The 14,162-nt window shown below is 62.8% G+C and carries 11 protein-coding genes and 1 pseudogene; 6 read left to right on the top strand and 6 right to left on the bottom strand.

Annotation, left to right across the window (positions count from 1 at the left end; all coding sequences use genetic code 11):
• Positions 1-13 precede the first annotated feature (13 nt).
• From RIdsm_RS07845 to RIdsm_RS07835, 3 genes are read left to right on the top strand one after another with little or no spacing between them, the layout of a single operon-like run.
• Positions 14-1,084 carry an ABC transporter ATP-binding protein gene (locus tag RIdsm_RS07845; RefSeq protein WP_057821584.1) on the top strand — a complete coding sequence of 357 codons (1,071 nt, stop codon included), beginning with the start codon at positions 14-16 and terminating at the stop codon, positions 1,082-1,084.
• A complete protein-coding gene (locus RIdsm_RS07840) occupies positions 1,084-1,950 on the top strand; it encodes an ABC transporter permease (protein WP_057821586.1) in 867 nt (288 codons plus the stop codon). Before RIdsm_RS07845 ends, RIdsm_RS07840 begins: the two co-directional genes overlap by 1 nt.
• Before the next feature lie 4 nt (positions 1,951-1,954).
• Positions 1,955-2,830, top strand: coding sequence for an ABC transporter permease (locus RIdsm_RS07835; protein ID WP_057821587.1), 876 nt, complete (start codon positions 1,955-1,957; stop codon positions 2,828-2,830).
• A 134-nt stretch (positions 2,831-2,964) separates the two neighbouring features.
• On the opposite strand, the pseudogene RIdsm_RS30485 reads toward RIdsm_RS07835, so the two are convergent.
• From RIdsm_RS30485 to RIdsm_RS07810, 6 genes and pseudogenes are all read right to left on the bottom strand, one after another.
• A pseudogene (locus RIdsm_RS30485) lies at positions 2,965-3,207 on the bottom strand (IS3 family transposase); the annotation flags it as partial.
• 34 nt (positions 3,208-3,241) lie between these two features.
• On the bottom strand, positions 3,242-5,209 hold the full coding sequence (locus RIdsm_RS07830; protein WP_144435887.1) for a hypothetical protein: 1,968 nt from the start codon (positions 5,207-5,209) through the stop codon (positions 3,242-3,244).
• Positions 5,210-5,374: 165 nt separating this feature from the next.
• Positions 5,375-7,651 (bottom strand): vWA domain-containing protein, encoded by a 2,277-nt coding sequence (locus RIdsm_RS07825; protein WP_191908992.1) that lies wholly within the window; start codon positions 7,649-7,651, stop codon positions 5,375-5,377.
• Between the two features lie 58 nt (positions 7,652-7,709).
• Positions 7,710-8,717 (bottom strand): DUF3137 domain-containing protein, encoded by a 1,008-nt coding sequence (locus RIdsm_RS07820; protein WP_057821592.1) that lies wholly within the window; start codon positions 8,715-8,717, stop codon positions 7,710-7,712.
• A 71-nt stretch (positions 8,718-8,788) separates the two neighbouring features.
• The gene (locus tag RIdsm_RS07815) at positions 8,789-9,574 is read right to left on the bottom strand and encodes an SH3 domain-containing protein (RefSeq protein WP_151175220.1); all 786 of its coding nucleotides are present in this window, start codon (positions 9,572-9,574) and stop codon (positions 8,789-8,791) included.
• Between the two features lie 6 nt (positions 9,575-9,580).
• Positions 9,581-10,570 (bottom strand): hypothetical protein, encoded by a 990-nt coding sequence (locus tag RIdsm_RS07810; RefSeq protein ID WP_244955854.1) that lies wholly within the window; start codon positions 10,568-10,570, stop codon positions 9,581-9,583.
• Positions 10,571-10,772: 202 nt separating this feature from the next.
• On the opposite strand from RIdsm_RS07810, the gene RIdsm_RS07805 reads away from it, so the two are divergent.
• From RIdsm_RS07805 to RIdsm_RS07795, 3 genes are read left to right on the top strand one after another with little or no spacing between them, the layout of a single operon-like run.
• On the top strand, positions 10,773-11,249 hold the full coding sequence (locus RIdsm_RS07805) for a putative pterin-binding protein (protein WP_201455612.1): 477 nt from the start codon (positions 10,773-10,775) through the stop codon (positions 11,247-11,249).
• Positions 11,246-13,018, top strand: a complete 1,773-nt coding sequence (locus RIdsm_RS07800; RefSeq protein ID WP_057821597.1) for a sensor histidine kinase — start codon at positions 11,246-11,248, stop codon at positions 13,016-13,018. Before RIdsm_RS07805 ends, RIdsm_RS07800 begins: the two co-directional genes overlap by 4 nt.
• On the top strand, positions 13,015-14,076 hold the full coding sequence (locus RIdsm_RS07795) for a response regulator (protein ID WP_057821599.1): 1,062 nt from the start codon (positions 13,015-13,017) through the stop codon (positions 14,074-14,076). The genes RIdsm_RS07800 and RIdsm_RS07795 overlap by 4 nt, the downstream gene beginning before the upstream one ends.
• The last annotated feature ends 86 nt before the right edge of the window (positions 14,077-14,162 follow it).

Below are 14,162 nucleotides of genomic sequence, written 5' to 3'. Positions count from 1 at the left end.
CGGATGAGCCGCGATGAATGACCTGAGCTGCGAGCGCGTAACCAAGAAATTCGGCCATTTCACCGCCGTCTCGGAAGTGTCGCTGGATGTCCCGTCCGGTGCCTTCTTCTCGATCCTGGGGCCGTCGGGCTGTGGCAAGACCACCCTGATGCGCATGATCGCGGGGTTCGAGACGCCCAGCTCCGGCGATATCCGGATCAAGGGGGAAAGCGTGCTGGGCCTGCCGCCCAACCGGCGCAACGTGAAGATGGTGTTTCAGCATCTGGCGCTTTTCCCGATGATGAACGTGGGCGAAAACATTGCCTATGGCCTGCGCTGCCGGGGCGATGCCCGGTCCGGCATCGCCGAAAAAGTCGCCCGCGTGTTAGACCGTGTCGGATTGCCCGGGGTCGAGGAAAAGCGGATCGAGCAGCTATCGGGCGGGCAGAAACAGCGCATCGCCATCGCCCGCTGCATGGTGCTGGAGCCGGATGTTCTCCTGCTCGACGAACCGCTCGGCGCGCTGGATCTCAAGCTGCGCGAGCATATGAAGATCGAGCTGAAGCAGCTTCAGCACCAGTTCGAGACGACGTTTCTCTACATCACCCACGACCAGTCCGAGGCGCTGGTGATGTCGGATCAGGTGGCGGTGATGAATGCCGGCCGGTTCGAACAGATCGGCAGCCCTCGGGAGCTGTATGACCGGCCCGTGTCGGGCTTCGTCGCGGGGTTCGTGGGCGATGCCAACTGCTTCCCCGGCAAGATCGCCGAGATACGTTCCGGCGAGGCGCGGGTGGAGCTACCGCAGGGTGGCGATGTGATCGGCAAGCTTTGCGACGGCAGCCGCACAGGCGACGACGTGGAGGTGTTCCTGCGACCCGAGGCGCTTCATCTCGGCGCGGGCGGGGCAGGACAGAGCCTTGAGGGGAAGGTGGACAGCCTGCTTTTCAACGGGGCCAATTCCCGCATCCTGATGCGCGCCAGCACAGGTCAGCTTCTGGAGGTCGCGATCCCGGCTGAGGCGCCTGCGGTTGCCGAGGGCGATGCCGCCACCGTCAACTGGCGCCCCGATCACGCGCTCATCTTCGCGCGGAGGGCCGGTTGATGGGCCGCAGCGCCGACAGGCTGTCCCTAGCCCTGCTCTTCACGCCGTTCGCGCTGTGGATCGGGCTTCTGATCGTGCTGCCGCAGCTTGGCATCGGCTATGTCTCTCTTCGGGAGAAGGTGGGGGTAAACGAGTTCACCTTCGGCTTCGGGAACTACGCCGCCTTCTTCGAGGAGCCGATCTACCGCAATACCCTGCTGCGCACGGCGTGGATCTCCGTCCTCGTGACCACGCTGGCGCTGCTCATGGGATTTCCGGTTGCCTATTACATCGCCAAGATCGCGAAGGAGCGCAGCCGCGCGGGCCTGTTCCTGATGTGTCTTATCCCGCTTTGGGTATCCGACCTCGTCCGCGCCTATGGGTGGATACTGCTGCTCCGAGAAACCGGCGTCATTTCCACCACGCTGGTCAGCCTCGGCATCATCTCCGGCCCCATCGAGATGCTCTATAACGATGTGACCGTGATCATCGGCCTTGTCTACACGGTGATCCTGTTCATGATCGTGCCGCTCGTCTCGACCCTGCAGGGGATGGATGGCGCGCTGCTGGAGGCGGGCTACAACCTTGGCGGCTCGCGCCTGACGGTGTTCCGGCGGATCATCGTGCCGTATGCCATGCCGGGCATCGTGGCAGGCTGCATCATCACCTTCATGCTGACCGCGGGCAGCTACCTGACGCCGATCCTCCTGGGCGGCAAGAATTCGAGCTGGTTCACCGAGCAGATCTACACCCAGTTCGTCACCCGCTATAACTGGGAGATGGGCTCCACCTTCGGTGTCCTGCTGCTGATCTTCACCTCGTTGGTAGTCTGGCTTGGCCTTCGGCTGACGGGGCAGAGCCTCGCCACAACGGTTGCGAAGGAATAGGCCGATGCAGGGCAGCAAATCGCTCATTTGGGTGTTCCGGGCCTACGTGCTGATCTTCTTCATCTACCTGATCGCGCCGCTCGTGGCCGCCGGGGTCTTTGCCTTCAACGACTCGATGTTCCCGTCGCTGCCGTGGCAGGGCTTCACCTGGGATTGGTTCTTTTCCTCAAGCGATCCCAAGGTTGGCCTGCTGCACGACGACCGGCTGCTGCGCGGCATGGGCAATTCGCTTTACATCGGGGTGATCGTCGCCGCGCTGTCGGTGGCGGCAGGCACCTGCAACGCCTTCCTGTTCGAGCGCAGGCAGTTCCCGATGAAATCCCTGCTCTATATCCTGATGATCATCCCGCTGGTCATTCCCGGCGTCATCATCGGCATATCGATCCTTCTCCTCGCCTCGATGGTGGCCAATTTTCTCGACCGGGAGTTCGGCATCTTCCTCCTGTCGCTTCGCCCGGGCATCCCGCTCATTGTGCTGGGGCAGTTCTCCTTCCTGACGACCATCACGTCGCTCGTCATTGCCGCGCGGTTGCAGAAATTCGACATCGCGCTGGAGGAGGCGGCGCTGAACCTCGGGGCAAGCCGGGGCCGCGTTCTGACGACCGTCACGCTGCCGTTCCTGTTCCCGGCGCTATTCTCGGCGTTCGTGGTGGCCTTTCTCGTATCCTTCGAGAATTTCAACACCACGCTGATGCTGGTCGGCTCCGACGCGCCGCTGACGATCACCATGTATGACCGCATGGTGAAGGTCGGCTCCACCCCGGTTCTCAATGCCATGTCGGTGGTGCTGATGCTCGGCTCCGGCCTGCTGGCGCTGGCTTCGGTGCTGGCACAAAGACCGAAGAAGGCGGAAGGCATTGCGGTCGCGGCGATGGAATAATTCAGCGTACGAGAACAGCCCGTGCGTCTGATCGAAGCGCCAAAAATCTGACAACGGCCGAGGGCGCATTGGGTAGCACATCAAAACCTGAACAGAGCTGACTCGTTAACGCGGCCTCCAAGGGGAGCAGGTCGCCTGTTGTCCAGTATCAGCCCCGCGACCACTTCCTTCAGCGCGGTTGCATCAGAGCGCAGATCCTTGTCCTCGGGGGTGGTAGCCTGAGGCGCCCCGCCACCCGCCAGCCGGTTCTTCCCAGCCTCAAGAAAGTCCTTCGATCAGCTGAAAGACAGGCTCGCAGTTATCCCTTGACGAGGGCAAAGAAGTGCTATGCTTTCTTCACCTCGCCTCAAGGAAAGCACGATGCGGATCCTCCCTTCCGGAACTGCGTTGCCATGTCTGCCGACTTGCGGGTTACCACCCAGGCGGGCGGCGGATCGGCCAGGTGCCATATGCGAATTCGACGGGCTGGTTCTTGAATACCGCCCGGAGGGGGCGGTCCTGTGCGTCATAGATGATCGGGATGGCGTGCGGCCCCATCCGAAACACCGTTTCGGTGCATCCCTCGCCACCACCGGGGCAAGGCGCCGCGCTGCGCTGGGTTTTTTTTCCACTCAGCAGGGTCGCCTTTCGGATGTTCTTCCACGAAAAGCGCCTGGAGAATTCCAGCGGCATGGCTGGCAGGATCGCCTCGGTATCCGCGTCTTCTTTCAGTGCCCCCTGCGCCAGCCCGCCCATCAGCGGGCTCCCTGAGATACGGCCGATCACCATCTGCTTGGCCGGCGCCGGGATGGGCATCCAGCCAGACTGTTTGTACACTGCGATATCTCCCTGTTTGAAATAAAGGGCTCTGCCGCTTGGCGTGCGATACTCCGTATAGGACCCGTCCGATGTATAGGTGGCCTGGGCCGGGCCCACGCTCAGGCGGACCATGCAGTCGTCTTGGGCCACCTTGAAGCGCCCAAGCTCAACCCGGCTGGTCTCTTGCGTCACAGGTTCAAGGCCGGTCTGGCCGCGCGTGACAGGGCTGTCCACCTCCAGGCTGACATTCACCTCACCGGAGTGGGCGGGCGTAACGCTCAGACCGTCGGTGGTGCCGTTGTCGGCCTCCAGCCGCCAATTGTCCGCCTCTTCCGGGTCGAAGCCGCGCGCGGCGAAACCCGCCGGCTCGCCCGCGCGCAAGCAGCCGGGCGGATCGAGACCGATGGGCCGGGCACGTACTTCCAGCTCGAATCGGTTCGGGCTCGCATCGCCCTGCGCGGCCGATGGCACATTGACGACCCGAACGAAGCCCAGTTCATCGGGTGGGTTGGAACCGTCGAGCATAAGTGTTTCCTGAAGTGGCTTATCGGCCTGCTTATGCTCGATGACCAGGGTGAGATCGTCGCGCGGGCTTCCGTCAGTCACCTCCAGATCGACCATCATCAGCGTGTCGCGCGGCTCGGCATCCGGTTTCGCCGTAACGTCCAATTTCAAGCGCATCGGGGCCACGGCATAGGTAAGAGCGGAGCCGTCGAACCGCTCTTCATGAGAGGCGTCGGTGGCGGGAATGCTGACAGTATGGTCCTCGATGTCGGTGTAATAGTGATAGGCACTGTCGCCCGGGTCATTCGAGGGTTCGATGTTGTTCATCTTGGCGACGAACTTCGGAGACTCCTGATCGAAGGTCAGCCCTCCAACCAGATCCTTGTCGTAGAGCAAGTCCATGAGGGCCGACGGGGAGGCTCCGTGAAAATCCTCTTCAATGTTCAAGAATTGCGGTTTCGACAGGTAGGCGACCATGTCCCGGCTGCCGAGGTTCTGCCCGACCCCGAGCAGGTAGGCCCAATTGCCGTAGCCATCGCTTACCACATCGTAAAAGGGCCGGTCGAAGGACATGTAATACTTGGGCTCGTAAAGATCGACGCCGTACCCGTATTTCGTACCGAACGAGGTGCCGATCGCGGTTGCTGTGGCTTCGTCCATCCAGAACCTGTCGGAGCCGCGCACATCGACTGCCCTCTGAAGCGTATGCACGAATTCATGCGCCAGAAGCGAAGGATCATTCGCCGCCATCGCCACGTTGGACTTCGGGATCAACAGCTTGGAATCCGCGCCGCTCACATCGGTGCAGGCATCGCCCACGCAACCGCCATTCGCCGCGCTATTCGGATCGAGACGCAAGCGGAACTTGCGGTCCGAACGCGCTCTCTCCAGATGGCTCTCTTCCACCGGAAAACCCAGATCGTCGAGCCATGCATAGGCCGCTTCCATGTTGTCGAGCATCTCGCGAGAATGTTGCGCCAGTGCCGGGTCGTTCGACGCTCCGCAATCATGATCGCCAGCGTTGCAATAAAGGCGAAAATGCTCGGACTCGGCAATGTAATTCGGCGCATCTGCCACGGCCTCCGGCGCGCCTTCCCCACGTGCGGGGACGACAGACAGCATGACCAGCATCGCTGCAATAGCAGGTTTCATTTACTAAGCCTCTCCTCCATTCAACAAGCTCTGGACGGCAGGCAGCAGTCGACCGCGCCGCCCTGTTGCCCCGGGTTCGCCCGACTGGTCTCATTCAACTTTGATCACCTTGCGCGACAGAACCGCCTGGTTCGCCACATCCAGAAAGCGCAGTTCGTACATGCCCGGCTCCTCCGGCAGGGTGAGCTTCACCGGGGGCTCGCCCGAGATCTTGATTGCCTCCAGCCAGGTGAAGATTGCCTGGTTGCCGCGCGCCAGGGTAATCCGCTGATCCCCGCTTTCGGTCTCCACCTCCCAGCCAACGTCGATTTCGGCACCGGGCGCGGCGGTTTCCGGGGCGCTGAGGCTGGCACCGCTTTCCAGCGGCGCGTCGGCGGCCAGGATCTCGATCTTGTGACGGGCCATCGTGCGCTTGCCCTCCTCAAGCACATAGCGCAGCTCATAAAGCCCGGGCTTTTCGGGCGCCTGCATCGTTTGTCGACTCCTGTCCTTCACGCGGAAGTACTCGCCGTGGCTACCCTCTTCGGCCCCTACCGGCACGATGGTGATGTAGTCCCTGCCATGCACGGCTCCGGTCCATTCAATCGTAGCTTCCGTGCCGGCCCTGATCTCATCCGGCCCGGTCAGCGTCACCTCGGGCTCAGTGATCTCGATGGTCTGGCTCGCCATCGTCCGCTCACCCTCCTCGAGCACGTAGCGCAGCTCATAGAGCCCAGGCTCCGCCGGCGCCCGCAGCTTGTTGCGGCTCCTGTCCTTCACGCGGAAATAGTTGATGTGGCTGCCGTCCTCGGCACCCATTGCGACGATCGTAATGTAATCCCGGCCATGCACCGTCCCGGTCCATTCCACCGGGAACAGCTCACCGGCCAGCGCCGTCTCCGGCCCGCTCAGCGTCACCGCGGGTTCGGTGATCTCGATGGCCTGGCTCGCCATCGTCCGCTCGCCCTCCTCGAGCACGTAGCGCAGTTCGTAAAGCCCCGGCTCCGCCGGCGCCCGCAGCTTGTTGCGGCTCCTGTCCTTCACGCGGAAATAGTTGATGTGGCTGCCGTCCTCGGCACCCATTGCGACGATCGTAATGTAATCCCGGCCGTGTACCGCCCCGGTCCATTCCACCGGGAACAGCTCACCCGCCAGCGCCGTCTCCGGCCCGCTCAGCGTCACCTCCGGCTCGGTGATCTCGATGGCTTGGCTCGCCATCGTCCGCTCGCCCTCCTCGAGCACGTAGCGCAGCTCGTAAAGCCCCGGCTCCGCCGGTGCCCGCAGCTTGTTGCGGCTCCTGTCCTTCACGCGGAAATAGTTGATGTGGCTACCGTCCTCGGCACCCATTGCGACGATCGTAATGTAATCCCGGCCGTGTACCGCCCCGGTCCATTCCACCGGGAACAGCTCACCCGCCAGCGCCGTCTCCGGACCGCTCAGCGTCACCGCGGGTTCGGTGATCTCGATGGCTGCGGTGCCGAGCACCTTATCGCCCTCGTCCGTCATGTAGCGCAGTTCATACATGCCGGTATCCGCGGGGGCCCGCAGGTCACCCTCGGACCTGTCCTTCACGCGGATGTAGTTGCCGTACTCCCCCGCATCGGCACCGGCGGGCACGATGGTGACGTAATTCCTGTTGTCCAGGGTCTTGTCCCAGCCCACCCGCACGAGCGACCCTGCGGGGGCCGTCTCGGGGCCGGTGACGATCACTTCGGGGCGTTCCGGCTCCGGTTCCGGCTCGGGCTCCGGTTCGGATACCGCAGTGGCCACGGCGCTGAACGCCTGCCCCAATTCCTCGGCATTGCCGGCCGCAATGTACTGCCCGCCGGTCCTCTCCGCCAGGCAGGACAGCGCACCCGCATCCGCATCGCCAAGACCGAACCCAACCACATGCGCCGTGAACCCGACGCCCCCCTTCTCAAGCGTTTCCGCCAGCGCGCACGGGTCGCGGTCGCAGCTTTCCAGCCCGTCGGAGATAAGCACCACGGTGGCAGGCGTATCGGTATAGGACAGCTCTGTCGCGGCCTGTTCCACCGCACTGGTCAGCGGCGTCTTCCCCGTTGGGGTGACCCCGCCGATCCGGTCGAGAATGTCGGCGCGGGTGCCGTCACCCGGGGCGACGATGGTTTCGATATCCGTGCAATCCCCGCGCCGCCGGTGGCCATAGGCCATCAGCCCGACCCTGCGGCTCTCGGTCCAGTCTCCCAGCAGGTTGTCCATCACGCCCTGGGCGATCTCGATCTTGGCGGTGCCCTCGATCTGGCCCCACATCGAGTTCGACCCGTCGAAAACGATCATGACGTTCTCATCCTCCGCGATGGCAGGGGTAGCACACGCCATCCCCCCGGCAAGCGCGAATGCAGCTCTGCGCAAGGCATTCTGTTTCATGTCCTGTTTCTCCCTGGTCTTGTTCTGGCACTGTCCGGCCGTGGCATGTCCGTGACGGTCATGCCGGATGATCACCATGCAGGCGGTCGATGATGCGGCGCACGGTGGTGATGTCCTCGAAGACACCGTGCAAATCCTCCTCGATGTCATCGGCCGGCGTGGTGAGGGCCCCCATCTGCAGGAAGTCGTCTTCCCTTTTGAGCGCCATGAAGAAGGACTCCTCGTGAAACCCCGCTTCCAGCCCCTCCGGCCCGTGCCGGCCGCTCTCGGCTTCCGCGATCATTACGAAACTTTCGAGGAACCCCGGCGCCAGAATGCTGCGCGCGACGGAGGGGTTCGAGGAATAGACCTCGAAATACCGTTCAAACACCTCGTGCCCCGTGTCCACCTTCGGCAGGTCGCGCCCGGTGCCGCCCCCGAACATCTCGGCCAGCTTGTTGCCCGGCCCCTGAAAATCGCGCGCAATCAGGATTCGGTCCGAAATCGGCTCGGGCACGCGAACGCGCATCAGCAAGCCCTTGAAATGCGTCTTCGGGGAATTGTCGCCGTGCCGACGCGAATTCGAAGACAACTCCGCATGGACAAGTTCGAACGGCGTATCGCGATAGGTGCCCTCCAGCCGATCCCGGATCCTGGTTTCGCTGTAAGGGCGGATCACGCCAAGCTTCTGCATCCGCTCGAGTTCGAACCCTCTCAGCGCCTCGTGGTCGTATGTCATGTCGCCAAGGAAGTCGCAGATGACGGGCATCACGGTTTGTGCCGCAGAGCCACGCCATTTCGCGGCCTGCCGCTTCCACAGTAGGAACGCGGCGACACCGCCAAACGCGACCGGAATGAGAAACCCGACAAGCAGGCCCCCGATCCCGTCCGCCCCTTCACCGAACACAGTGAAAACAAGGCCGAAGACCGCCCCGACCGCCAGCGCGATGATGGCGTGTCGCTTGGCCACTGCCAGGATCGCTTTTCTCTTGTCCTCAAGTTCAGCCAGTCGCGGCACAATTCGGGCAGAGAATACCTTGGAAAAGCCTGTCTCAATCTCGGCGTGCTCGGTGAATGTGGTCGTCATATTGCCTCTGTTCTTTGGGCTTTAATGCGCCCTTCTGGAATTCCGGACAGGGTGAATGAGAAGATCACGGGTCACGGAAATTCCCAGCCGTCATGTTCGATCCGGAAAATGCGCACCGGGGCGCCTGGCCTTGCGGTATCTGCGCGCAGCCGGAAGACGGCACGCTGCGACTGGCCCCAGTTGGTGAAATCCACTTCGATGGTGATCATTCCCCGAAGCATTGGCTGATCGGAGTCAGGCGCGATGCGCGTCACTTCTCCCTGGAAATCCTGTGCGTCGTAAAGCAGGTCCGCGCCGCGCCCCGACAACTGAGGCGCAATCGACGCGAAGAAATAGGCTTGGCGATTTTCCGGGGAAAAAGGGTTGGCCGCGACTGTGCTGGCGGTTTCGAAGCTGCTGTAAAGATCACGCACAAGCGCCTGTGCCTCGGCCACCGACGGCTCCATCTCCGCATGCACGCCCGATATATCCTCCTGCAGGTAGTGTGCGGAAACCCACCCCCTTGTCTGGCGGTCCGGGCTTGTCATCAGGCACCATCTGGGCGGCAGGTTCGCGCGTTGGGCCTCTGTCAGTTGGTGATATTTCTGACGAGTCAGGAATGGAACGCAGGTGCTCATCCGCAATCCCGTGGCATCATGCTCGAAGGTGCCGATGACCAGATGCTCCGTCCCTGGCCCCGTGCGCACATTCAGCGTGTCATTCGGTGCAACGCCCGTGACCTGCCATGCGTCCGGCCCATGCCCGTCCATCTGCGACAAGGCGGCCGCCGGGGGCAGAAGCAAGGAAAGCATGATGATCAAACGCTTGGTCAATGTCAGCAAGATACCCTCCGTCACTGGTAAAATGTGCTTGGTCACACCGCGTTACGCCGGCTTGGCACCGCCGTCCTGGACCGTCTCCGCGCCCACGGCCCCGACGGCCCGTTCTTTCAACTCGCGAAATTTTCCCGACATCTGCTCCAGCTTGGCCTCCCATTCCGGGTTGGGCGTCTGGCCTTCGATGGTGCGGAAATAGACCTGCATCATGCAGGCGATGGCGAAGGGCTCCAGCAGCGCCGCCTTGACGCTCCACGCAAACAACAGCGCGAAGACTACGCCCCCGGCCGCCCACGCGCCGGGCATGATGTAGACGACAAGCGCCGCAGGGGCGAGCATGACCAGAAATACCAACAAGCCCAGCCCGTACACGATAAGCGCCAACCACGCCGCGTTCTTCAGCATGACCTTGTAGTTCTGCCCGTAAAGCACCAGCGCCTGCTTCGCGGACATCCAGGAATTTTCCGAATTGGTTCGGATGGCGTAGGCAAGGATCACCTCGTCCACGAAGCCGACCGCGACGCGCATGAAAGCCGAAAAGATGCTTGAGATCTGCTGCACCCCGGGGATCGGCAGAATGGTCAGGATCCCCTTCACCAGCCCGGATATCGCCTTGATGACCCCCTTGATCAGCTGATCGATCGCGAACAGCAGGCTCGCCTGCGGAAAGCGTTCCTTGACCACGGCGGTCGCATGCGCGACCTGCCCGCGCCCCTCCGGCATAGGCTTTCCGTCGATCAGTTCGATCAGAACCGCGATATGGCCAGCCTTGACGATGTAGAGGATGTACTCCCGCACCCAGTACATGATCGCCCCGAATATCCCGAGGCCCGCAAACCCACCCCACATGGTGGCGCTTGCGCGAAAGTCCTCATCCCCGAAACCGCCAATTCCGTACCCGATCCCGGCCCCGGCCCCGGTGACCAGAATGTAGCCAAGCGTGATCCCGAAATAGACGGCCATGCGCAGAAGAATGAAGGGCATCGTGCGCGCCATCATCCCCAATGCGCCGCCAAGGCTGAAATCCCACATATCCATCTTCCCCTTGTTCAGGCTCCCGCCGGTTTCGGGCCAGGACGTGAACCGGCCGCCTGATTCCGAATTTGGGTGAAAGGGTCGGTCAGCTTTCCCCGTCGCGCCCCGTTCGTTCAGAGGGGGAAGCCTAATTAATTGTAAGATAAGGGTTTGCGCAAAGGTCTGAGGGCTGGTGAAGTAAGGCGCAAAACAAGGGGAGTAAGATATGCTGAATCCAACAGCCTGCATGGTGGCTACGTTGATGCTGGTCAGCGGCGCCGCTCTCGCCGGTCAGGATGATATCATTCTGGAAGTCACTGGCAATATCACCGAAGGCACGGTCAGGCTTGATCGTGAGGCCCTGCAGAAACTACCCCGGGCCTCGCTGGAGACATCCACAGTCGTCACCGACGGCACACACAGATTCACCGGCTTCCTCATGCGCGACCTGCTCAAAAAACTCGGTGCCGAGGGCGATGAGGTCATCGCCTCCGCGCTGAACGATTACATCGTCGAAATCCCGATGACGGATTTCACCGAATTCGATGTGATCGTAGCCTACAGCATGGATGGTCAGCCCCTGCACCGTAATGACAAGGGTCCACTCTGGATCGTCTATCCGCGCGACCAGCACCAGGCGCTACAGGATATCCGGTATGATTACCGCTGGGTCTGGCAACTCTCCCGGCTCGAGGTGCAATGATCCGGTTTCGCAACCTGGCCTTCGGCCTGCTTCTGCCCCTCGTTGCGGTCGTTGTCTTCGCGGTACTGCTGACGTTCTCCCTGATCCGCATGCTCGAGGTCGAGAACGCGATGCGGGTCGGTGCGGAAAAGAACATGCTCTGGGTCTTTCACCAAAGCGAGGTCGCCGCCCGCCGTCTGACGGAAACGGCAGCGCTCATCGGACTGGGCGAAGCCGACACCGAGGAACTTTCCCTGCGCTTCGACATCCTGAAAAGTCGGATCGCCATCCTGAACGACGGCCCGCAGCGCCGCTTTGTCGAAGAGATCGGCTATGATGACGACCTCGACCGGATAGCCGCGGTGTTGGACGCCATGACGCCGGTCGTCGCCGACTTATCCCCGGGCGACGGGGCGCGCCTGAGAGACGCCCTGAAACCCGCAGCCAGGTTGTTCGGGCGTGCGGCCAACAAGGCAATGATCGCGGAATGGAATGACCTAGGGGAGCGGCTCGAAACCTATCGCGCCCAGCTCCGCCAGATCATCCTGTTTCTGATCGGCATCATGGCGGCGGGCGGGATACTCGCTGCGACGCTGGCGGTCGCCCTTCGCCAGTCCCATCAGCGCAACCTGATGCTCCGGCAGTCCCGGGATTTCTCGGCGCTGCTGGTCTCCTCCAGCGGCGAAGGCATCCTGGCGGTCGATCGCGCCGGGCGCTGTACCCTGTGGAACGACGCCATGGCGGGCCTGATCGGGAAATCTGCAGAACAGGCCATGGGCCGACCGCCGGCCGAACTTGCGGGCTTTTTCGGCATCGCCCCGCTGCAAGCCGGCCTAGCCAGGGCGCTTGAGGGCCAGTCCTCCGAGCTTGCCCTGCACCCGCTTTTCCAAAACGAACAAACGGAGCCCCGCTACGTGGATCTCCGGTTTTTCCCCATGCGCAACGACGGCGAGGTGATCGGCGCGATACTCTTCCTGCATGACGCCACAGACCGTCACGCCGCCCAGCAACGCGAGGCCGAGGACCGGGACCGGCTGGAGGACCTGGTGGCCGAGCGCACCCGCGATCTCGACGACGCGCTACAACGCGAACGCTCCGCCGCGGATCTCTACCGCAACTTCGCGGCGATGGTCTCGCACCAGTTCCGCACCCCGCTGGCCGTGGCGGATTCCGCCCTGCAAAGGCTGATCCGGCGTGGGCCCCGCGTGGAGCCGGGCGAGGTCGCGGAACGGGCCAACCGTGCCCGCAGCGCGATTGCCGGGCTGACACGGCTGGTTGAAAGCACACTGGATGTAGCCCGGCTGGACGCAGGCCAACTCGGCTCTCAAAGGGTGCGGTGCGACCTGAACGACATCGTCGACACGGTCTGCGCCCGCCAGCGCGAGACCGACCCGGCCCGCGAAATCAGTATCCTTCCCTCACCGGACACCGGCGATGCGGTTTTCTGCGACCCGGCCCATGTCGAACAAATTCTCGAAAACCTCCTCTCGAACGCGATAAAATATACTGCTCCCGGATCACTGGTTTCGATCCGCGTGCATGGCGACCGGCAAAACCTGTTCTGCGATGTGCACAACGAAGGCAGCCCCATCCCCGAGGAGGAACGGAACCTGATCTTCAATCGCAACTACCGGGGCACCAACAGCACCGGAAGCGCGGGCACCGGGCTCGGCCTCTTTATGGCGCGCACGCTGGCGCGGATGCAGGGCGGCGACCTCACCCTGCGACCCGGCAGCGACGGCGTCACCTTCCGCATGACCCTCCCCCGCTTCAAACCGAGCACCGCATGACCACCTCCACCGATCCCCCCCTGATCTTCGTCATCGAAGACGAGGACGCGCTGCGTCGCGACATCGTCGAGGAGTTGCAAGACGCCGGCTATCGCGCCATGGAAGCGGCCAATGGCGAGGCGGCGCTCGAATTTCTAACGAGCGCCAAGCCCGATCTGGTTCTGTGCGATATCTCCATGCCCGGTCTCGATGGCTACGGCGTCCTCGAGACCCTGCGCGAGATGCCGCCCGAACTGGCCACAACCCCGTTCGTCTTCCTGACTGCCCTGTCTGAACCGCACAAGGTCGTCGAGGGAAAGCTCCTCGGCGCCGACGATTACCTGGTCAAGCCCGTCGATTACGACCTGATGCTGGCAACGATCGCGGCCCGCCTGCGTCAGGTCGAACGTATCCGCGAGCATCATCACGACGAGCTCTCCGCCTTGCGCCGCGCCCTTGCCGGGCTTTCGGGCAAGGGCGCCGAACAGGTGTTGAACCTGGTTGCATTGGGCGTGGTCCTTCTCGACGGGTCGGGGCGGTTGCTTTACGCCAACAGTGCAGCTTGCGATCTGGCGGCCGCCGCCGACTGGATCGGTATTCAGAGCAAGAGTGTGATCCCGCTGGACCAAGGGTCAGGCCGTGCCTTCCGGCGCGCCCTGTCCGAAACGCTAGAGGCGGCAAAAGCGGGGGATGACAAGGTCGTGGGCATCCAGTTGCCTAGCGTTACCGGCGAAGGCGCACTCTCATCGCTGGCCTGCGCCTTACCCGTTCAGGAAGACGACCCGCCCGACGCCCCGGCCCTGGCCCTGTTCCTCGCTGCTCCCGACCGCCGCAGCCGCGCGCCGGAAACCCTGTTGATGGATCTATTCGGCCTGACCCCCACCGAGGCGCGTGTCGCAGGCGCCTTGGCCAATGGCGCCCGCACGGTCGACGTTGCCGAAGAACTGGACGTCTCGCAAACCACCATCGCCTTCCATATGCGCAACCTGTTTCAAAAAACCGGCACGAACCGCCAGGCCGATCTCGTCGCGCTGATCCTCGCCGGGCCGATGATGATCAAATACGAAGGGCTCACGTAGTACGTGATATCTTCTTCGTCTTCGTGGCATCTCAAGACTGACCTGATGCTGTGGACGGCCCCTGCACCAGCGTAGTGTTCGATGAT

This window comes from Roseovarius indicus (assembly GCF_008728195.1).
Classification (GTDB): Bacteria; Pseudomonadota; Alphaproteobacteria; order Rhodobacterales; family Rhodobacteraceae; genus Roseovarius; species Roseovarius indicus.
This window is presented reverse-complemented; position numbering and strand designations above follow the sequence as displayed.

What these genes read in the sequence shown, in the direction of transcription:
- RIdsm_RS07800 (WP_057821597.1), top strand. Translation starts at nt 11,246, where the DNA reads ATGATCCGGTTTCGCAACCTGGCCTTCGGCCTGCTTCTGCCCCTCGTT.
- RIdsm_RS07795 (WP_057821599.1), top strand. Translation starts at nt 13,015, where the DNA reads ATGACCACCTCCACCGATCCCCCCCTGATCTTCGTCATCGAAGACGAG.
- RIdsm_RS07845 (WP_057821584.1), top strand. Translation starts at nt 14, where the DNA reads ATGAATGACCTGAGCTGCGAGCGCGTAACCAAGAAATTCGGCCATTTC.
- RIdsm_RS07825 (WP_191908992.1), bottom strand. Translation starts at nt 7,651, where the DNA reads ATGAAACAGAATGCCTTGCGCAGAGCTGCATTCGCGCTTGCCGGGGGG.
- RIdsm_RS07810 (WP_244955854.1), bottom strand. Translation starts at nt 10,570, where the DNA reads ATGGATATGTGGGATTTCAGCCTTGGCGGCGCATTGGGGATGATGGCG.
- RIdsm_RS07835 (WP_057821587.1), top strand. Translation starts at nt 1,955, where the DNA reads ATGCAGGGCAGCAAATCGCTCATTTGGGTGTTCCGGGCCTACGTGCTG.
- RIdsm_RS07820 (WP_057821592.1), bottom strand. Translation starts at nt 8,717, where the DNA reads ATGACGACCACATTCACCGAGCACGCCGAGATTGAGACAGGCTTTTCC.
- RIdsm_RS07805 (WP_201455612.1), top strand. Translation starts at nt 10,773, where the DNA reads ATGCTGAATCCAACAGCCTGCATGGTGGCTACGTTGATGCTGGTCAGC.
- RIdsm_RS07840 (WP_057821586.1), top strand. Translation starts at nt 1,084, where the DNA reads ATGGGCCGCAGCGCCGACAGGCTGTCCCTAGCCCTGCTCTTCACGCCG.